At 55.3% G+C, this 20,006-nt stretch carries 14 protein-coding genes; 7 read left to right on the top strand and 7 right to left on the bottom strand.

Annotation, left to right across the window (positions count from 1 at the left end):
* Positions 1 to 116: 116 nt before the first annotated feature.
* The gene (gene nhaA, locus ABQ278_RS18600) at positions 117 to 1,283 is read right to left on the bottom strand and encodes a Na+/H+ antiporter NhaA (RefSeq protein ID WP_349322516.1); all 1,167 of its coding nucleotides are present in this window, start codon (positions 1,281 to 1,283) and stop codon (positions 117 to 119) included.
* Positions 1,284 to 1,490: 207 nt separating this feature from the next.
* Here nhaA and ABQ278_RS18595 point away from each other — a divergent pair, with 207 nt between their 5' ends.
* The gene (locus ABQ278_RS18595; protein ID WP_349322515.1) at positions 1,491 to 3,056 is read left to right on the top strand and encodes a dienelactone hydrolase family protein; all 1,566 of its coding nucleotides are present in this window, start codon (positions 1,491 to 1,493) and stop codon (positions 3,054 to 3,056) included.
* Positions 3,057 to 3,099: 43 nt separating this feature from the next.
* Here ABQ278_RS18595 and arsC read toward each other — a convergent pair whose 3' ends face one another.
* The 6 genes from arsC to ABQ278_RS18565 all read right to left on the bottom strand — a co-directional run bounded on the left by arsC (position 3,100) and on the right by ABQ278_RS18565 (position 10,310).
* The gene (arsC, locus tag ABQ278_RS18590; protein WP_349322514.1) at positions 3,100 to 3,522 is read right to left on the bottom strand and encodes an arsenate reductase (glutaredoxin); all 423 of its coding nucleotides are present in this window, start codon (positions 3,520 to 3,522) and stop codon (positions 3,100 to 3,102) included.
* Positions 3,519 to 4,214, bottom strand: coding sequence for an MIP/aquaporin family protein (locus ABQ278_RS18585; RefSeq protein WP_349322513.1), 696 nt, complete (start codon positions 4,212 to 4,214; stop codon positions 3,519 to 3,521). The genes arsC and ABQ278_RS18585 overlap by 4 nt, the downstream gene beginning before the upstream one ends.
* 21 nt (positions 4,215 to 4,235) lie before the next feature.
* A complete protein-coding gene (locus ABQ278_RS18580) occupies positions 4,236 to 4,568 on the bottom strand; it encodes a metalloregulator ArsR/SmtB family transcription factor (protein WP_349322512.1) in 333 nt (110 codons plus the stop codon).
* A 150-nt stretch (positions 4,569 to 4,718) separates the two neighbouring features.
* The gene (locus ABQ278_RS18575) at positions 4,719 to 6,926 is read right to left on the bottom strand and encodes a TonB-dependent receptor (RefSeq protein WP_349322511.1); all 2,208 of its coding nucleotides are present in this window, start codon (positions 6,924 to 6,926) and stop codon (positions 4,719 to 4,721) included.
* On the bottom strand, positions 6,845 to 7,939 hold the full coding sequence (locus tag ABQ278_RS18570; protein WP_349322510.1) for a TonB-dependent receptor plug domain-containing protein: 1,095 nt from the start codon (positions 7,937 to 7,939) through the stop codon (positions 6,845 to 6,847). The genes ABQ278_RS18575 and ABQ278_RS18570 overlap by 82 nt, the downstream gene beginning before the upstream one ends.
* A gap of 1,288 nt (positions 7,940 to 9,227) precedes the next feature.
* A complete protein-coding gene (locus ABQ278_RS18565; RefSeq protein WP_349320966.1) occupies positions 9,228 to 10,310 on the bottom strand; it encodes an IS5 family transposase in 1,083 nt (360 codons plus the stop codon).
* Positions 10,311 to 10,392: 82 nt separating this feature from the next.
* On the opposite strand from ABQ278_RS18565, the gene ABQ278_RS18560 reads away from it, so the two are divergent.
* The 6 genes from ABQ278_RS18560 to ABQ278_RS18535 all read left to right on the top strand — a co-directional run bounded on the left by ABQ278_RS18560 (position 10,393) and on the right by ABQ278_RS18535 (position 20,006).
* On the top strand, positions 10,393 to 13,611 hold the full coding sequence (locus tag ABQ278_RS18560) for a hypothetical protein (RefSeq protein ID WP_349322509.1): 3,219 nt from the start codon (positions 10,393 to 10,395) through the stop codon (positions 13,609 to 13,611).
* A 346-nt stretch (positions 13,612 to 13,957) separates the two neighbouring features.
* A complete protein-coding gene (locus ABQ278_RS18555; RefSeq protein ID WP_349322508.1) occupies positions 13,958 to 14,437 on the top strand; it encodes an Lrp/AsnC family transcriptional regulator in 480 nt (159 codons plus the stop codon).
* A gap of 213 nt (positions 14,438 to 14,650) precedes the next feature.
* Positions 14,651 to 15,121 (top strand): PLP-dependent transferase, encoded by a 471-nt coding sequence (locus ABQ278_RS18550; protein ID WP_349322507.1) that lies wholly within the window; start codon positions 14,651 to 14,653, stop codon positions 15,119 to 15,121.
* Positions 15,122 to 15,156: 35 nt separating this feature from the next.
* Positions 15,157 to 15,864 carry a PLP-dependent transferase gene (locus tag ABQ278_RS18545; protein WP_349322506.1) on the top strand — a complete coding sequence of 236 codons (708 nt, stop codon included), beginning with the start codon at positions 15,157 to 15,159 and terminating at the stop codon, positions 15,862 to 15,864.
* 190 nt (positions 15,865 to 16,054) lie between these two features.
* Positions 16,055 to 18,490, top strand: coding sequence for a TonB-dependent receptor (locus tag ABQ278_RS18540; RefSeq protein WP_349322505.1), 2,436 nt, complete (start codon positions 16,055 to 16,057; stop codon positions 18,488 to 18,490).
* A 94-nt stretch (positions 18,491 to 18,584) separates the two neighbouring features.
* A complete protein-coding gene (locus ABQ278_RS18535) occupies positions 18,585 to 20,006 on the top strand; it encodes an amidohydrolase family protein (protein WP_349322504.1) in 1,422 nt (473 codons plus the stop codon).

The raw sequence follows: 20,006 nt of genomic DNA, 5'->3' as shown, positions 1-20,006 counted from the left end.
AAAGCGCTCCCAATGATCTGATTTCGTAGCTTTCCGAAGCCTTTCAAAAACGGGACGTCAACCAAGACCATAGCGGCCGCCCCTTGAGCAAGCTCGGCAAGGTCAGATAAAACCCGTCAGGCCTTGGCGCCTCTTGCCGCCCGCAGAAGCAGGTAGCCTGCGACACCGGAAAGCGTCGACCCCAGCAATACGCCGATCTTTACCTCGTCCTGAAGAACAGGCGCTGTGGCAAAGGCGAGCCCGCCTATAAACAGGCTCATGGTGAAGCCGATCCCCGTAAGGACCGCCAGGCCATAAAGCTGAAACCAGCTCGCGTCCTTGGGCATTTGGGCCAGGCCTGCCCTGATTGCCAGCGTGGCAGTGGTGAAAACCCCCACCTGTTTACCGACGAAGAGACCCAGCGCCACGCCGAGCGGCACAGGATCGAGCAAAGCCTCCAGCTTGAAACCGCCCAGCGCGACGCCGGCATTGGCAAACCCAAACAGTGGCACAATAAAGAAGGCGACGGGTTTGTGCAGGGCGTGCTCAAGACGAACCAGAGGCGAATGGTGGTCATCACCCTGCCCTTTATGGCTATGCAAAGGAATAAAGAGCGCAACGGCGACGCCAGCGAGTGTGGCGTGGATACCGGATTTGAGCGTGAAAAACCAGATCACAGCGCCGATCAAGAGGTAAATCCAGATCGCCTTGACCTTGAGGCGATTCAGGACAAAAAGAACAAGCAGGCCGGCCAGGGCCGCGCCCAGCATCGCCAAATTCAGTTCGGCCGTATAGAACAAGGCGATGATGATAACCGCTGCCAGATCATCGATAATGGCCAGCGCCGTCAGAAAGATCTTGAGCGACGTTGGCACGCGGGAGCCAAGCAACGCCAGGACACCCAGCGCGAACGCAATATCGGTTGCCGCTGGAATGGCCCAGCCCTTCAGGCTTTCGGGATGCGACAGGTTGAACATGAGGTACACGCCAGCCGGTACCACCACGCCGCCAAACGCCGCGATGCCGGGCAATGCGCGTTGCGACCAGGTGGCCAACTCACCGGTGAGCACTTCGCGCTTGATCTCAAGGCCTACCAGAAGAAAAAACACAGCCATCAGGGCGTCGTTAATCCAGTGCAGCACACTCATGCCCCCGACATATAGGTGAAGCGTGTGGAAGTAGGTTTCGGCCAAGGGTGAATTGGCGACAACCAGCGCTATGACCGCCACAGCCATCAGGACAATTCCGCCCGCTGCTTCGCTTTTCAGGAAATCAGCGGTCATCAACATCGTCTTCTTCAACATAACGCCTGCACCTTATTTTTTCGTCTGAGACGACCTTACGGGGGTACGGTATAAGGCGGCAAGCCTTTTCGGAAGCGCCGCAGTTGCGTTCTCAAAGGCCGGAAAGCCCAGATAAATCGGTGATGTACATGTCTGCCCGATGAGACGCCGACATGACCAAAGCGTAACTTTGCTAAGTCGCGCAAAATGGCTAACTAAGTGCGCCCAATGAGCGAAAGACCCGGACGTATGCGCATATTGCCCTTGATATTATTCTTAGCTTTCCTGCCATCTATATCTTCGGCAGCGTCCAATTTTTCGCAAATTTCGCCCGGTCAATATGGCGTGGGCTTTCAAGTTGTGGCTCAATATGATGACAGCCGGGGATACGGTGGGGCCTCCGATCCGGTCACGGGCGAGCCCAAGGGACCGGAACGCGCACGCCCTATACAGACGCTGATTTGGTACCCCGCCACAGCCGCTGGCGCACCCCTGACGCTTGCGGATTATCTCAAGCTTGGTGCAAATGATGACAGATTGGGCCGGCCTGCCACTGAGCAGGCGGCGGCTGAAGCCGCGTTTACCATCGGTCATAGCGCTCGGCTTTCAAAGCAGCGTGCGCAGGATGAACTGAACGCACAGATGCTGGCTCACCGGGGGGCGGTGGCTGTCGCGGGTCGTTTTCCAGTTATTGTCTATGCCCCAAGTTTGAGCGCCAGCGCGATCGAGAATGCCGACCTGTGCGAGTTTTTGGCGAGCCATGGCTATATCGTCATATCGAGTCCCAGCTTCGGGGCAAGCACGCGCGAAATGACAACTGACATCGAAGGCATAGAGGCGCAGGCGGGAGATATTGAATTCCTGATTGGTTACGCCCACACATTGCCACAGGCCGATACCACCAAGATTGGTGTCGTCGGCTATAGCTGGGGAGGAATTGCCAACGTCTTCGCTGCGGCCAAGGATAGCCGGATCGGAGCTCTTGTTGCACTGGACGGGTCGGTTCGCTATTGGCCGGAAATGATGGCTCAGGCGCGATACGTCACGCCCGCGCGGTTGACGGCACCTCTGCTCTATCTGGCAGCCCGCCCCAAGGAGATTGAGCATATTGCCGCCGGCCTTGATGAAACGACCAGCTTTTTGAATAAAATGGTCTATGGCGACCTTTACCGCGTCACCCTCCACCCTCTGCAGCACCCGAACTTCTCATCAGTATTCGATCAGCGGCTTTTACCTGATGATGGATACGGCGAATTCGACGAGACTGAAATGTCGACTGCGTTCGGATGGATGGAGACTTACGTCCTTCAGTTTCTGAACGCTTATCTAAAAGATGATCTATCCGGCTTAGCATTCCTTAAGCGTACGCCACGCGAGAACCAATCGCCGCTCCATATGATAACGAGCGAAGTCAGGCCGGCCTCGGCCGTACCCGCCACGCAGGAGGCGCTCGCGGTTCAGGGGGCAAGGAATGACTTTGAAACGATCAAGGCCGACTATCAGCAGTTGAAAAAAAACACGCCTGATTTTACGCTTTCAGAAGGCGCTCTCAACGATTGGGGCTACAGATTGCTGGCTGTTGGTAAACTTAAAGCCGCCGTACGTGTTTTTGAACTCACAACGCAGCTCTATCCAGCCAGCGCCAATGCCTTTGACAGTCTTGGAGAAGCCTACGCCAAAAACGGCCAGGCGTCAGACGCCATAAAGTCATACCTACAGTCCGTGAAGCTTGATCCCACCAACGATAACGCCAAGGACCAGATCAAAAATCTGCGCTCATCAGCGGCTAAGTAATCCAGGACAAGACTGTCCAATCTGGAGCCTGTCCCGAACAGCGTCAAACGACGCGCTTGCCGTCGGCGTCGATCATCACCTGACCGTCTTCCTTGTAGAACGGCCCCGGCGGATAGGCGTCGATGAGGTCAAGCACCACTTCGGACGGACGGCACAATTTCGTGCCCTTGGGTGTCACAACGATCGGGCGATTGACCAGAACGGGCGCCTCCAGCATGGCGGACAAAATCGTTTCGTCGCTGACACCAGGCTCCAACAGACCGAGTTCTCTGGCGGGTGATTTGGTTTCACGCAGCGCCGTACGTGGTGTCAGGCCAGCATCAGTAAACAACTTCAAAAGCTGGTCTAAGGTCCAGCCTGTTTTCAGGTATTCAACCACGGTCGGCGTGTAGCCGGCGGCTTCGAGAACGGCGAGGACATTGCGGGACGTGCCGCAGTCGGGGTTATGGTAGATGGTGATGGTCATAGTTCGGCACTCGGATGGATCGGTTTGGCATTCGTTTGTTCGGACAGAAGCCAGGAAAAGACGACGACGCCGGCAAGGGCCCCGGCGCATTGGGCCGCGATAAACAGTGGCACGGAATGGGGCGCGATGCCGGCGAAGGTATCGGACAGGCTGCGCGCTATAGTGACGACCGGATTGGCGAAGGAGGTGGACGCCGTGAACCAGTAGGCGGAGGTGATATAAAGACCGATGGCGACCGGGGTGAACTCGTGCCTGAAGCGGATACAGCCGAAGATCGTGGCCATCAGGCCGAAGGTCGCGATGGCCTCCGAAAAGGCCAGCGACGGACCGTCGCGGAGCTTGGTGGATACCTGCATGATGGCTTGCCCAAACATCTCATGGGCGGCATAGACACCGACGACGGCGCCTACAAGTTGGGCTATGATATAGGCCAGGGCAAGGGACAGACCGATATCACGTTTCGCGGCGAAGGCCAAAGTCACAACCGGATTGAAGTGCGCGCCGGAGATCGGGCCAAAGATGGTGATCAGGACAACCAGGCCTGCGCCGGTGGCGATCGTGTTCCCAAGAAGGGCAATGGCCGTGTTCCCTCCAGCAAGGTCTTCCCCCATGATGCCGGACCCAATGACAATGGCCAAGAGCAGAGCCGTGCCCAGACACTCGGCGAACAGTTTGCGTGAGGTAGAAAACATCAGGTGTGATCCTTGGCGATATCAGCAAGCACAGGCTAAGGACGCTATGACGGGCTGGCAAAGCTGGGGCTTACCACCACAGCAATCTTCCAAAAGAAATTCCAGCAAGCCCTTCACCCCATCGATGTCGGAAAAATATCGAATAGCGCGTCCTTCACGCTGACTGCGCACCAGGCCCGCCCGGTTCAGAATGGCAAGGTTCGCCGACATGGTGTTTTGCTTGATGGCGAAGTGCTCGCCGATCTCACCTGCCAGCATACCCTCCGGCCCCACTTTGATAAGCAGGCGAAAGACATCCAGACGGGTTTCCTGACTGAGGGCGGCGAAAGCCTCAATAGATTGCTTTTTATCCATATATCCGGATTACATGATATATTGGCATATTGTCAATAGTGTCACCACTAATTGACAGGCTTGATGGTCGCCAAACAGCAGCAGCCACTTGCGCTAGACTTAAATGGAAGTGCACGGAGCCGATCCAGCCCGCCCCGTGCACATAACGACCTAGTACTGATAACGAATGTCGAGCACGAAGCGTCGGTCATTCAGGAAGCTGAACCGGTCGACACGCTGGCCGTCGGCATTGACCTGGGCATAAGCCTTGTTCTTGGTGTCCAAAATGTTGGAAGCGTTCAAGCTGATCTGTAAATTGCGATTGACGTTATACTTGAGCGAGGCATCCAGGAAGCCGACATCGCCAAGGTAGATGGGGTCACCGGTAATGTAATCTCGATAACTTGTCAGGTTCTCGGACCGCCAGTTGTAAGCCACGCGGCCTTCCCACTTTTTATCCTGATAGATGCCAACGATGTTGAAGATATATTTCGACTGCCCAAGCAGGTCCTTGACGCCAAAGCGGTAGATAGTGCCAAAGTCGTCCGGCACGCCATCGCCGTTCGCATCCACATAGGGCGGAGGCGGTTCAGCACTGGCATCGACAAAGGTGAAGTTGGACTGCAAACCCAGGTGCGAGAAGACGCCGGGCAGGAAGTCATAGAACTGCTGATAGGCCAGTTCGACACCTTTCACAGACGCCGTGTCGACATTGACAAGACCACTGTAGACGATGTTCACGGTCTTGCCATCGAGTGTGGTGGAACCCATAGTGATATCACCATTCTGGATGATATTCTTGAGATCCTTCTGGAAGAGAGCGGTCGAGACGGTACCGCCCTTGAAGTACCACTCCCAGGAAACATCGTAATTGTTGGAGGTAGTCGGTTTCAGGTTGGGGTTGCCCCCCGTAATGCGGATCTGGTCAAGCGAAATGTTAGAATAGCCGCGATCGACACCGTAAAGAGGATCTGTTTTGTCCGTTATTTCGGTATATTTCGCATTGCTCGTGACAGCGTTGACCACCTGGCCAGCGCGCATGTCCTGAATATTGGGACGGCTCAGGTTCTGGCTGGCGCCAAAGCGAATGAGCATCTCGCTGTTCAGGTTCCATTTCAGGTTAAACGACGGCAACCAGTGGGAATCTTTCTGGTTGACCGTTTGAGGCGTCGCCGCAGTCTGGAGATATAAGGTCGTCTCGGGCAAGAAGTCCTGAGGCGCATCGCGCGATTCAGCATCGTCTGTTCGCGGCGCCGCTTGCGTTGAAGTCGTTTGCGAATCCTCATCAAACGCCTTGTAGGCGAGGTAACCCGAAGAATGCAGTTCAGTCGAAGTATAGCGCACACCGAAATTACCATCAATCGACATGCCGTTGTCGAATGCCTTGTCGAAATTCATCATGGCATAAAGATTGGTTGTTTTTTCCGTTACGTCTGAGATACGGGCGGGGTCGTAATTGACGCTGCCATCGGCATTAAGCTGCGTCTTCCAGCCCACCTTAGAGGAGCCGTCGGCATTGTTGAATGTTGGCTCATTGTTTATGTAGTTGGCAAGCTTAACAGGATCGAGCAACAATTCCGATGAGATGGCAAGAAACTTAGTATTGTCTCCCTGAAGGACACCGCCGCGATAGAAGTCAGAGAAATCGACGGTAGTATAAGCCGGTGTCGTTTCAGTGGCGAACAGGCCCAGCCCCGTGTCATCCCAGGAAGGGGCTACGCTGGCCCAGTTCACGTCCATTTCTTTATTGATCTGGCTGCGCTCCGAATAACGCGTGCCGAATTTTACCGACTTGAACCAGGTCTCGCCGGCAAATTCGTACTGTACGTCGGCCTTGACCGCTGTCAGGTCGCCCGTGCCGTCGTGGTGTCCCTCGCCGGCATAAAGCCAGAAGGACGCGTTCGGATCGGCCGTGCTGGTTTGAACGCCAGGCGTGTAAGCATAGACGGGATCGCCATTGCTATCCACGCCGGTCTGCACAGCGCCGGCAACATTACCCGCATGGATCTGGGTTTGCGGGTTGGTCGTCAGGGTCACTTTCGGATTATCAAGGCCTGGCTCGATATAAGCGTCCGCCCAGGTTTGTGAGCCACCCCAAACTTCCGTCGAAGACGCCGATGCCTTGGTCTTCTGCGCATCCAGTTCAACAAACCAGCGCTCAGCCGGGCGCCACTTGAAGTTCAGGCTCAAATCTTCCGTGACCGTCTTCTCAGTCTTGCCGATGCCCAGAACCTGTATTCCAAGGCCGTAGGCCCCAATTCCACTGTCACCATTGTTGCTGATCACACCCGACGTCATCAGGCCGCCATCGACCGGAAATTGGGTTTCGCAGAAATCAACGCCGCGCGGCGGGTTTGCATTTGCGTCAACCGACGGCACATTACATCTATTGAGGCCGGCCGAAGTCCAACTTGTGTCGTAGGTCGCGTCGGTGACGGAATAGTTCTGGTTGTTGCTGCCATCCGGGAAGGATTCGAGCGTATACTCAAGAACTTCTCAGTCTTGTTGACGACCCGAATATACTTGCCCGTCAGACGCATAGTGTCGTTTTTCCATTGCCCGGCCAGATAAGCGCTCGAGCGGTCACGATCGATATCGCTGGTGCGAAGTTGGAAGCCTTCGACGACGCCGACAGTCTGGCCGTCCACCAGATCGGAACGGGGGATTGGCGCGCCCTGCTGCCAGCCATTATAGGCGGACTTCAGGTTTGAGGTCGATAGCGCGCCCATCAGACCGAATTCACCGATGCTGGTCGACCAGCGATTACCAATGACGCCATTATAGGAGGGGGAAAACTTCTTGGCGAGATCACCGTAGTTCACGTCCATAGAGACGGCGGCGAAGTAACCTTTGCGATCAAACGGCTCCAGCGTACGCAGATTGATTGTGCCGCCAATGCCGCCTTCGATGAGGTCGGCTGATGCGTTCTTGTAGACGTCTACGCCGCCCACGAGTTGGGGCGGGATGCTGGACCAATCGAGCGAACGGCCACCATTGGCCGAGAAGGCGTCACGTCCGTTGAATTCAGACCGCACAAAACCCAAACCGCGAATGAGGTTACCGCGGCCTTCGGGCGACGGAAAGTCAGGGCTGCCGCCAATGGAGAAGCGCGTCACCGTGACGCCCGGCACGCGCGCCAGAGCTTCGGCCACAGACAGATCAGGCAGCGCGGCAACGTCCGAGGCGGTGATTGAATCGACGAAGGTTGAGGCCTTGCGTTTGATCGTGGCGGCCGACTGAAGCGCGTTACGGATACCGGTGACGACCACGACCTGTAAATCGTCGGGTGCAGCAGCCGTTTCTGTGGTGGCAGGCTGAGCTGCCGACGCAGTCTCCTGCGCGAAGGCAGACGAAGCAAGCGCGCACAGAACTAAGGTCGACGCGCTGCTCAAGAAAATTCTACGTAACAGACGTCTCTGAGCGCCAATGTTATCGCTATCATTTCCAATCATAAGGATACCTTTCGAGATTATTTTTGAATTCGAGCTACAGACTTCCATCGTCGGCCTGAGCAGGCCGTACGTTTAGGGCTAATGAAGCTGAAGTAACGTCAACAGCTCGCAAGACGAGACTGATGCTTACGCGAAGTCGTATGAGAGTTTGTTGCCTCTGACGTTTTTATTCCTGAGTATTAAAGCCAACACACTTCGCAGGCGGGTGCCGACTTCTCCATTCCAATCCTGAGTTACTATTTTATTTGGCCTGTGGTTTTAGAAATGAAACACACGCGTTTAGGTGTGAATTTTCCACAAGCAAAATCATGATTAGCGCACTCTTTTAAATAATGAAATATATGCAGATACAATCTTTCCGGAATAAAAAAAATAACTAAAAACGTTAATTAATGCATGCATGACATATAAGTGCTTAATGTTTAAATTTGAAGGCACATTAAGTACATTAATGAGCTTAATTTATGTCAAATATGAAATTATATACTATGTATCATTACAAATGCGACACATTTTGATGTTGCCGGATCGCAACCGGCGCTCACTCGTTAGGCTTTTCAAGTACTTTCAACTCGATTTCTCGTCACAATGTGACATTATTGCTACTTTTTTATGGTAACATTTGCATGAGAAGACATGTCAGTGCGATCCGTAAGGGTTGGCGTTATCGCTGGGGCGCACTAAAGTCTTTTTTATTTTGAACGGGGTTGGCAGCCCAACGCGTTTTGCTAGTTCGCTTTGCACGCTAGCGTCCCAAGGGATCGTATAGTTGGGTATGCCTTTGCATTGCTCATCACGAAAGCCGCAGGTATCTGATCCTGAAGTTATAAAATTAGCTTTTTATAAATAACCCATAAACGGTGTTTTAATACCTGCGCTTTACTGGTGTAATAATAATTGTGCAGTAGGCATAGGACAGCGTAAAATGCGTAAATTAAACTCGATATCTCGTATGATGGCCGGTGCGTCTGCACTGGCTTTTATTGTTTCAACTTCAGGTGCGTTAGCAGATCCCGCACCGTCAACCTATACTATTTCAGATCAGACAGTTGATCAAATATTTCTAAACTCTCAATTTCTTAATAGCTCAACGCTCAATAGCCTTAGCAGTCTGCTGAAAAAGGCTTTGCCTTTGGCCTTTCCGCATTTTTGCGTAAGTCTCTTGGTCTTTTATGTGTCTTCATTCGTTGTTGTTTTTGTTGCTTTCCTAAATTTAGACGGACCCCTCCTATGCGGTTAGCAACTTGGGTATCCGGATGAGGTTGTAGGCTATGAGATTGAGCAGAAAATCTCCAGCTACAGCTTCAAGGCCGCGATGCTTTGTCTTACGCATCGTGCCGTGCTGCTTGCCCCAACCGAAGATGCACTCGATCATCTTTCGCCGGGTCTGTGACATTGCGTAGCCATCGCTGGCGGCCGTTTCATCGTCGATGATGGTCGTTCTGGTCTTGCCGGTTTTAGTCGTGGCGTTATTACGGGCGACATGCGGCTCCACGCCAAGATTGCGTAAGGCTTCGCCATGTGCAGCGACATCATAAGCCTTGTCTTCGCCTACGGTCGCCGGCTTGCCGGTGTGCTTGACCCTAACCGCCAGCATGGCTTCGGATGCCTCGCGCTCGGCCGTGCCGGTGGCTTGGGTGACAACGCTACCAACCGCCAGTCCGTTGCGGTTCTCCATCAGCGCGTGGCCCATGTAGCACAGCTTCGCTTCACGGCCCTGAGCCTTGCGGTACAAGCGGCTGTCGCCATCGGTCGTCGAGACGTGGGTGTCATTGCCGCGTTTCTGATTATGGAAGTCAGACCCGTCCGTATCGTCCGGCCCGTCCTTCGGCTTGAAGCTCTTGAACGAAGCCCAGGCTTCAATCAGCGTGCCATCCACTGAGAAATGCTCGTCCGAGAGTAAGGGCGTAACCTTTGGGTGGCACAGCAAGGCCGTCATGAACTTCGTAAAAACATCACCCTTCTGCAGGCGCTCACGGTTCTTGGTGAATGTCGTCGCCACCCACACAGCCGCGTCGGGTGACAAGCCCACGAACCATCGAAACAGAAGGTTGTAATCCAACTGCTCCATCAACTGGCGTTCCGAGCGGACGCCGTAGAACACCTGCAGAAGCAAGGCGCTCAGTAACTGTTCCGGTGGAATGGAAGGGCGCCCTTCCTCAGAATACATCGCCGAAAAGTCCGCGTTCAGGTCGACCAGAACCGCGCGAACCAACTCACGAACCTTGCGAAGAGGATGCGTATCCGGAACGCGTTCTTCCAACGATATGTACGAAAATAATCCGCCCTGATCCCGAAACTCGCCACGCATTGGTTCCTCCTTCTCGCTCAAGAAGGGAATCACGGCAAAATCAAAATGACCAGAGGTTTTTCAGCAGACTGTTAGTGGTCTGATGACAGGAAATTATACTTACAATTACGTCACAGTCTTCTTCACGCCGGATACCAGCGTCAACGGTGCCATCTTCGGTGTTTATGAAGCCAATTTCGATCCTGTATCGATCCTGTATTCGGGGTCTTTTGACCCGCTCAACCCCAGCGCTAATGCCATTGTCGGTAACGATGATGCTGACAATCTGATTAGCAATGTTGGCATAACGACAACTGGTTGTACGGGCGCGTGTTCCGCCTTCTCGGCCAACCTTGTCGCCGGGCAGACCTATTACCTGTTCTTGTCGACCTATCGCTCAAACACGGCCTTCACCACACCGGTTTCGTTTTTTGCCACGGGTACGACCTTCAACTGGGGCACCTTTACGCCGACCCCGACAACGCCAGTATCGACTGATATCGATACCTCTGCGCCAGGCGGGTTTGACGCCGCGCAACTGGGTAACGGCCTGAATGCGGTATTCGCAGGCGGGACGCTTTATTTTACGACGCCAGGCGCTTTTGCCCAAAATTTTCAGCTGGGCAATTCAACCACCAACACCATTGACCTGAGGGGGACTTCGGTAAATCTGGACGGAAATTTGACCGATCAGACTACGAACGGATCGCTGATAATTGCGAATACCGGAACAAGCGGCCTCACATCGATCCTCATGAATGGAAACAGCACCTATACGGGCGCGACGACTATCGAAAGTAACGTATTCGTCAGTCTTTATGGTTCGATTAACAACACCTCAAGCGTACAGGTCAAAAATGGTGCCCTCGTCATCGTCCGTAATGGTGCTTCGATCACCGCTGGTCATATTACTAATGAACTGGGCGGGCAATTGTTCATCCAGCAAGGCGGCACGGTAACGGACGATCTGGACAACGCTGGTGAGGTCGAGAACTCAGGCACCTATAACGCTATCATCAACACCAATACGGGCAGGATTCTGAACCTCTCAACTGGCACGTGGAACGGCGATGTGCGCAACAATACGGGTTACATAGCTAACTCGGGCACAATGAACGGTGCTGTAATATCTACCAGCGGCGATATCTATTCTGACGGCGTCTGGAATGGTAATGTTGTCAGCAACACGAACTCTCTTAGCAATCTAGGCACTTGGAATGGCAACATTACGACGGCTGGTGACTTCGTCCACAGAGGTACGCTCAACGGTAATCTGACCAACACAGGTCAGGCTCAGATCACTGGCTCCATCAACGGTTCCCTGGTCAATTCCACCGGTGGTTCAGCCTTTATCGCAGCGTCTGCAACAATAGATGACGTTTCCAATAGCGGCATCCTGACTCTTCTGAGTGATGCAGCGTTGAACACGCGCCTCGTTAACGACGCGGATGGACAATTAAGCATTCGCACGGGCGCAACTCTGAACAGCACGCTTGAGAATGCGGGCCTTGTTAGGAACTTGGGCATCGTCAACGGTGGCATCAGCACCAACCGCGGCAATCTCATCAACGACGGCACCTGGAATGGTGATGTTCTGATGAATTCGAACCTGATTAATAATAATGGAATTTGGAACGGTTCTGTGTCGGCAAACTCAGGGACTGTTTTCAATACCGGAACCTGGAACGGAGATATGACCAGTGCAGGCGAATTTACCAGCACAGGGACCTTTAACGGCACACTGGACACAAGCGCCAATGCGTATGTGCGAGGTGAGATCAATGGCGTGGTCAACAACTCCGGCAACTTTATTCTGCAAGGCGATGTGACTGGCGATGGGGCGGCATTTAACAATAGCGGCACCTTAAGGCTCGAAGATAATGGTTTTAGTGGTTTAGGCGCGCTCACCAATGCGGCGGGTGGCAAAATTTGGGTCGGTTCGTTCTCCAATGCCGGTGTCCTGAATGCCTCCAGCTTGAGCAATGCCGGTGAGGTGCACATGGTCAATGGTCGTACCGGTGATGTCATCAACATTGCAGGGGCCTATACCGGCGCTGTGGGTTCGGTGCTGTCGTTCGATGTCAACATGCTGACCGGCCAGACTGACAGGCTCAATGTCGGCACATTGTCGGGCACATCGACCGTGCGCCTCTATAATTCTGCCAACGGCCGGAAGTATCTGAGCACGCCTGTGGTCCTGGTCTCTTCCGGAGGCGGCGATGGCACACTGACGGCGGATACCGATATCGGTACTGAGGCTGCTTTGGGCAGCCATAGCCTGATGACTTACAGCCTGCAAAAGATTGCAGGCACTCATAATTGGGGCATCGTCTCCAGCCTGAACACGCCGGCCCTTTCAAGCCTGCCGGAAAGTCTGACGGCCTATGTCACGGCTCAAAACCTCAATCTGGCAAACCTGCCCGACGAGGTATTCGTTCGCGACAACAGTCTGGGCATCAACCAGTGGATGGGGCATAGCTGGGCACGGGCCTATACGGGTGAGTTGTCGTTGAAGGGCGATTTCACGATTTCGGATGCTTATTCGTCAGGCGCCACGACCAAGGCCAGATCTTCGCAAGATGGCACGCAGTACGGCTTTGATGTTGGCGTCTACAATATCCAGGGCACGGGCACCAGTGTGCGCGCAGGCTTCATGGGCGGTTCGACCCATGCTCGGATCGACGATCATACCCTCTCAGGCGCAAGCCTCAAGATCGACGCGCCAAACTATGGCTTCTATACGGCCATCACGCACAAGGGTCTTCGCCTGTCCGTTCAGGAACGTAACGAAGTCCTGAATTCGGATGTGACCAATCCGGTGCTGGGCTTGTCGAGCCGTCGACTGAAGGCGCGCTCACAAACGATTTCGGTGGCCCTGTCCAATCGCTTTGATATCAAGAGCGTCTTCGTTGAACCGGTCATCGGTTATGTGGGGACCAAGGTCAATGCTGACGCTCTCGTCATCCCGAATGACCTGGGACGTGTCCAGATCGCTTATCTCAAGAGCCAGCTTGCCCATGCGGGCGTGCGCGTTGGAACGAGCCTGACGACCAAGAGCGTCACATGGACTCCTTATAGCGAAGTGAACGTCTGGCAGGAAAATGCGCCGAAGAGCCAGGTCGCCTATGTGCCGGAAGGTACGTCCGACGCGGTCTGGCTGACCGGTCAGCGTACCGGAACCTTCGGTCAGGCTCTGGTCGGCGTAACGGCGCAGTCACGGTCGAACGAGAACCTGTCGGCTCACCTCACGGCAGATGCGCGGGCGGGCGATACACTCAATGGCTGGACTGTCCGAGCAGGCGTAAAATATCGCATGAACTAAGCGGCGCTTCTGTCAGGATCTTCAATACTGTCAGCCTTCTCGAAGGGAATGCGCATGGTTGTTATGTGTGTTCCCTTCGAACGTCAACCTGACCACCTGCCACCTGAATTCATTAGCGAAACGCAAAGTGACACTCGGCTTAAGGTGAATTTACTGCACGGCGGCGGTAGCCAGACAAATCGCCTTCCCATAGGCCTGGCCCGGCATTATGGTAAGAGCCCCAAGGCCGAGGCGATGGTGCCCTCGATGGTCGCTTCCAGATCAGAATCCTTGCACAAATCTATGCTTCTCTTTAGGCATCGTTCTAACGGCGGCAACTTTTTGCGCCTAATCGTATGGATTTAACATGTCCGATAGAACTTCTCTCGATGAAGCCGATGTGCGTATCCTGGGCGCTCTACAGGAAGATGGTACCTTGTCGGTGTCTGCCGTATCAGAGATCGTTCACCTGTCGCAAAACGCCTGCTGGCGCCGCATGAAGCGCCTTGAAGAAGATGGCGTCATCAGCAAACGCGTGACCTTGCTGAACCCGGAACGTCTGGGCCTGGAACTGACCGTCTTTGTCAGCATCAAGACCAGCGAGCATAGCGAAGCGTGGCTGAGCCACTTTGCCGAGGTGGTCCACGCCATGCCGGAAGTGGTGGAATTTTATCGCATGACGGGCGAGGTCGATTATCTTCTCAAACTAAAGGTCGAAAACATGGCGGCCTATGACCGGGCCTATAAGCGGCTGATTTCCCAGGTGCGGATTACGGACGTCAGCTCGGCCTTCGCCATGGAGGAAATTAAGCACACGACATCGCTACCTTTGAAGGTCACGATGTAACCATTGTGTACCAAATGGAACAGAGATATAGCGGCGCTAAATCAAATTAAAATTACATATTACGCCACCTTTTAGATCATTCATCCCAATTTTGGCAATTTTCATCAAAATTATGGTGAAGATTTCTTTGGCGGCCCTGTGTTAGGTTTGATGTTGTCGCTGTCCGAACAATCGGCTGGCATCCCCCTAATCCTTTCCGCCCACTGGTAGCCTATGTCATCCGCATCCCCCCGCTCTCTCAACACCCGTCTGATTGCCAGCCACGCCGATGGCGCCACACTGCGTCAGACGCCTGCGCCCGCTGTGCAGAGGGGTTCCACTATTCTTCTGGAATTGGCCAGAGACATCTATGATACGTCGCAGCAAACCTATGGTCGCGGGGGCCTGACAACGCACGTCTTGTTGCGCGACATGCTGGCCAAACTGGAAAACGCGGACGACGTGACCCTCTACCCTTCCGGCCTAGCCGCCATTACCGGCGCTGTACTGGCTCTCACCAGCGCGGGCGATGAGGTGCTGGCCGTCGACACCATCTATGGCCCAACCCGGCGTTTTTTTGAAGGCATGTTGCGCCGCTTTGGCGTCACTACGTGCTACTTCGCCCCACAATCAACGGCCGCAGATATCGCCGGCCTGATCACGGCAAACACCCGCCTGATCTTTCTTAATCCCCCGGCTCTCTGACATTTGAAATCCAGGATGTTCCCGCCATCGCCGCTATGGCGCGCAAGGCCGGTATCCTCACCGTCATCGATAACAGCTATGCCGCCGGCGTCTTGTTCAAGCCGCTCGATCATGGTGTTGATGTCAGCGTCCAGGCCCTGACCAAATATGTCTGTGGTCACTCCGATGTTTTCATGGGGATGGCCGCCGCCAAGGGGCCGGCGGCAGCCTTGCTAAAAACGGCTTATCGTGAAGTCGGCTGGATGGTGTCTCCCGATGACGCCTATACGGCGATCCGGGGTTTGCGCACCCTGTGCACGCGCATGACGCAACATGCCGCCTCCGCCTTGACGGTGGCGACGTGGTTAGAGAGTCAGCCGCAGGTGAGAAGCGTGCTTTGTCCGGCCTTGCCCACAGATCCCAACCACCGCATCTGGGCGCGCGATTTCTCTGGCATCAACGGCCTGATCGGCTTTGAATTTCATCCTGGCTATGCCGATCAGGTCGAGCCTTTTCTTAATAGCCTCAAGGTTTTTGGCCTAGGTTACTCATGGGGCGGCTTTGAAAGCCTCGCCATCAACGCCAATCCGCAACTGAAACAGCGCGTGTGCCGCGACGGCGTCGAGACAGGCCCCCTCATTCGACTGCATATGGGACTTGAAAATGTCGACGACCTGATCTCGGATCTGGCCCAGGCCTTTGATAACCTCGCTGTGAATACCGAAAGTTCGCGCCCCGACCTTCAGCACGCAAGCGCGGTCTGACGCCTAAACCCTCACGTCAATAAATCTAAATTGATTTGGTGGTGATTTTCTATATGGTCAGTGTACCATTTGGAACACTGACGCTACTGAATAAAAAAATGTGTCTGCACCTAATACGACAAAGCGCCTCAGGTTAAGCTCCCAGCCCCCTGATGCGTTTTGAAATTTCAGTTAAATCGAAGGGGATTACATGTCTTTACGCACCACCTTGCTGACCGCGTCAGCTCTCACCACCCTCGTTGCTGCGCCGGTTCTGGCTCAGGAAACCGCCACCTCAGATCCGACCACCGAAGTGATTGTCACCGGTTCACGCGGCAAACCACGCACCGTGACCTCCAGCCCTGCCCCCATAGACATCATCAGCGCTGACCAGATCAGCAAGCTGGCCGGCAGCCTGCAATTGCGCGATGTCCTGACCCAACTCGTCCCCTCGTATCAGGCCATGGCAGTCGGCAGTTCGTCGCAGGACAGCATCGTGCGCCCGGCAGGCCTGCGCGGCATGTCAGGCGTCCACGTCCTTGTTCTGGTCAATGGCCAGCGTCGCCATAACAGCGCCTCGATCAACCTCAATTCGGGCAACGTATCGGCTGGGGCCAATCCGGTAGACGTCGACCTGATACCGGCCAGCGCCATCGATCATATCGAAATCCTGCGCGACGGCGCCGCCGCACAATATGGCTCGGACGCGATTGCCGGTGTCATCAATATCATTCTGAAGACCAATAAGACGGGCAGTTCCGGCAGCTTTGAGGCGGGCCAACGGTTTGAGGGTGATGGCACCACGATCTCGGCGCAGGCATCGCAAGGCTTCGCCTTGCCGCACGATGGCTCCACCACAGTGTCGCTCGCGATCAAGAGCAGCGACAAGGTCGTGCGTAATTCCGACGTGACCGGCACCATGTACGATACGATAGGCGGCCAGCCCGATCCGCGTGAAGCCTCCGCCAATCGTCGCACCTATCAGGGCGGGCTACCGGAAATCAAGAGCCTCGACCTGGTGACCAACACCGTCATTCCCGTCACAGACACAACCCAGTTCTTCGCCACAACCACCTTCACGACCCGTAATGCCCGAGTTGGTCAGGCCGGTCGCAAGCCCAATGCCAATAGTAACATTACGGCGATCTATCCGAACGGCTTCACACCGTATTACACCATGAAGGAATATGACTTCCAGCTCTCGGCGGGTCTCAAGGGCACCTTCAAGGGCTGGGACAGCACACTTGGCACGACCTTTGGTCGCGACCATGTCATCAACGGCGCAGACAATTCGCTCAATGCTTCCCTGGGCGCCGCCAGCCCGACCAGCTTCGAGACCTACAGCTCTCAGTTCGATCAGTGGACCACGAACCTCGACCTCACGCGCCATTTCGATGTTTTGGGCGGCAAGGCCTTGCAGGTATCGACCGGCGCAGAGTTCCGTCACGAAAACTACCAGACCCATGCGCTCGATGAAGCGGCCTACGCCAACGGCGGCTACTATTACACCTCCGGCACCAACAAGGGCAAACCGGCCCTGACCGGCGCGCAGGGCGCTATCATCGTCCTGCCAGGCGACGAAGCCGATATTTCACGTAATGTCACCGCGGCCTATGTCGATCTGGCGCTTGACGTCACACCGAAGTGGCTGGTCACCGCCGCGGCACGTTATGAAACCTATGACGACAGCGCCGGCGATGTGGTGAGCGGCAAGGTTTCGACGCGCTACAAGGTCAATGACTGGCTGACTCTGCGTGGCGCCGCTTCGACCGGCTTCCGTGCGCCTTCGCTGGCCCAGATGGGTTATGCCCAAACCGGCACGCAATTCAACCTGGTCGGCACCACCTATCAATTGATCGAATCGAAGATCGTCAAAACCGACTCTGCTGTCGGCGTAGCGCTGGGCGCCCAGCCCCTCAAGCCGGAAAAGTCGCGCAACTACAGCGCTGGCTTCGCCTTGACGCCAGGCCACGGCTTCACCGTGACGCTCGATGCCTATCAGATCGAACTGGATGATCGTATTCAGTTGACCGGCCTGCTCTCCAGCGCCGGCGTCAAAGCCATCCTGATTGCCAACGGCTTCTCCGGCAATCAGTATGTCCGCTATTTCACCAATGCCATCGACACCACAACCAAGGGCATCGATCTGGTTGCCACCTATAATCTCTCAACCGAGCGATTTGGCCGTTTCCGCACCACACTCGGTTACAACCACAATGAAACCGAGATCGACAAGATCGCGCCGACGCCGGACGCATTGGCCGGTTTGGGGCTGACCCTGTTTGATCGTCAAACTCAGGGCTACATCACCGAACTTCAGCCGAAGGACAAGGTCATTCTCGGCCTCGACTGGAGCGCTGGCCCCTATGCCGTCAATATCAAGGAAACCCGTTACGGCGAGTTCAGCCTGTTGGGCGCGACGGCGGCCACCGACCAGAAGTTTGGTGCCAAGTTCATCACCGATCTGGAGGTGTCGCGTGCCTTCGGCGACGGCTACCGCATCGCGATCGGCGCTTACAATCTATTGGATGTCTACCCCGACAAGAACACCATCGCCAACACCATCGGCAGCTCGCCTTACGCTGCCTACTCCCCCTTCGGCGGCTACGGCGGGTATTACTACGCCCGCCTGTCGTGGAAGATGTAGCCCCTAGAGCTACAGTGTAAAGCGTACCTGTAAGGCGTATAAAGGGACAGTGTTCGCCGGGATCACTGTCCCCCCTTCCTCCCACGAGGCCACCATGTTCCTGTCTTTTTCCACAAAATCTTCAAGCCGTTTTCTGACCACAGGCGTTTTAGCGCTGACCACGCTGATGTCCTCCGCCCATGCTCAGGTCAGCCTTCAGGATCGCCGGCCGGTTCTGAAAGGGATTGAAACGGTCGACGACCCTCGGCGCATTCCGCGAAAACCCTCCGCCGAAAAGGGGAAAATCACCGTGCTGAGCGGCGGGCGCGTCTTTGACGCCGTCTCGGCTGCCGCACGCCCTGCCACAGTTGTTATCGAAGACAACCATATCCGCGCCATTCTGCCGGCAAGCTCAACCGACTGGCCGGCGGAGGCTCGCGTGATCGACGTCACCGGGGAGACCGTCATGCCCGGCCTGATCGACATGCACGTCCACCTGACCTATCCCGACAGCGACGCCAATATCGACGAACAGGGCAGCGCGGTTGATGGCGCCATGCGCGGCACCCGCAATTTGCGCTGGCTGATCGAATCCGGTTTCACCTCTGTACGTGATCTGAACGGCGTTGGTGAAGCCCCCTATGTGCTGGCGCAATGGAGCGCCGATAACGCGATCCCGGCGCCGCGCGTTTTCACCGCCGGCCATATCATCACCGGTACAGGCGGCCATGCCACCGAACGCCCTCTCACCCCAACCCACGGCCATGACTACGCCATCGAGGTCAATGGCGCCGACGCCTGGCGCGGAGCCGTCCGTCAGGTCTTCAAGGATGGCGCCAGCGTCATCAAGATCGCCAGCCATTTCGCGCCCGATGAAGTCCAGGCCGCCGTCGATGAAGCCCACCGCCTCGGTCTGAAGGTGACCTGCGACTGCGAGGGCATCTATACCGAAATGGCCGTCAAGGCCGGTATCGACATGATCGAACACCCGCTGCCGCGAACCGATGCCACCATCACCCTGATGGCGAAGAACCATGCTGCCTCGGTTCCGACGCTTCAGGTCTACCAGAATGTCATCGACCGCAATGGCGGTTTCTATGGCTCGACCTCGCGCCGCTTCGCCATGACCAGTCAGGATGATTTCGACGTCTTCAAGAAGATGAAGGCGGCCGGGATCGTTATGGGGGTCGGCACCGATACCATCGGGGATGCCAACAAGATGATCCCAAATGTCTATATCGCCGAGTTGAAATGGTTCGTCAAAGGCGGCTACAGTCTGGCGGATACCTTGAAAGCGGCCACCATCGTCAATGCCCGCCTGCTCGACATGGACGACAAGATCGGCAGTCTGGAAGCCGGCAAGCTGGCTGACATTCTGGTCGTGCGCGGCAATCCCGACCAGTCACTCGATGATCTGCAAAAGGTCGATCTGGTGATCAAGGACGGTATTTTTTATGTCGAGAACGGCCAGGTGGTGACGCCGCGCCATGTCGCGCAACCCCTGCTCAAGCCATCGCCCCCCGAGACAACCAAGTAA

It is taken from the genome of Asticcacaulis sp. MM231, from assembly GCF_964186625.1.
Classification (GTDB): Bacteria; Pseudomonadota; Alphaproteobacteria; order Caulobacterales; family Caulobacteraceae; genus Asticcacaulis.
This window is presented reverse-complemented; position numbering and strand designations above follow the sequence as displayed.

Bases quoted from the DNA above. Each gene is read 5' to 3' on its own strand.
- ABQ278_RS18545 (WP_349322506.1), top strand. From the start codon at position 15,157: ATGGCGCGCAAGGCCGGTATCCTCACCGTCATCGATAACAGCTATGCC.
- ABQ278_RS18565 (WP_349320966.1), bottom strand. From the start codon at position 10,310: ATGCGTGGCGAGTTTCGGGATCAGGGCGGATTATTTTCGTACATATCG.
- ABQ278_RS18550 (WP_349322507.1), top strand. From the start codon at position 14,651: ATGTCATCCGCATCCCCCCGCTCTCTCAACACCCGTCTGATTGCCAGC.
- ABQ278_RS18560 (WP_349322509.1), top strand. From the start codon at position 10,393: ATGACAGGAAATTATACTTACAATTACGTCACAGTCTTCTTCACGCCG.
- ABQ278_RS18585 (WP_349322513.1), bottom strand. From the start codon at position 4,214: ATGTTTTCTACCTCACGCAAACTGTTCGCCGAGTGTCTGGGCACGGCT.
- ABQ278_RS18535 (WP_349322504.1), top strand. From the start codon at position 18,585: ATGTTCCTGTCTTTTTCCACAAAATCTTCAAGCCGTTTTCTGACCACA.
- ABQ278_RS18540 (WP_349322505.1), top strand. From the start codon at position 16,055: ATGTCTTTACGCACCACCTTGCTGACCGCGTCAGCTCTCACCACCCTC.
- nhaA (WP_349322516.1), bottom strand. From the start codon at position 1,283: ATGTTGAAGAAGACGATGTTGATGACCGCTGATTTCCTGAAAAGCGAA.
- ABQ278_RS18580 (WP_349322512.1), bottom strand. From the start codon at position 4,568: ATGGATAAAAAGCAATCTATTGAGGCTTTCGCCGCCCTCAGTCAGGAA.
- arsC (WP_349322514.1), bottom strand. From the start codon at position 3,522: ATGACCATCACCATCTACCATAACCCCGACTGCGGCACGTCCCGCAAT.
- ABQ278_RS18555 (WP_349322508.1), top strand. From the start codon at position 13,958: ATGTCCGATAGAACTTCTCTCGATGAAGCCGATGTGCGTATCCTGGGC.
- ABQ278_RS18595 (WP_349322515.1), top strand. From the start codon at position 1,491: ATGAGCGAAAGACCCGGACGTATGCGCATATTGCCCTTGATATTATTC.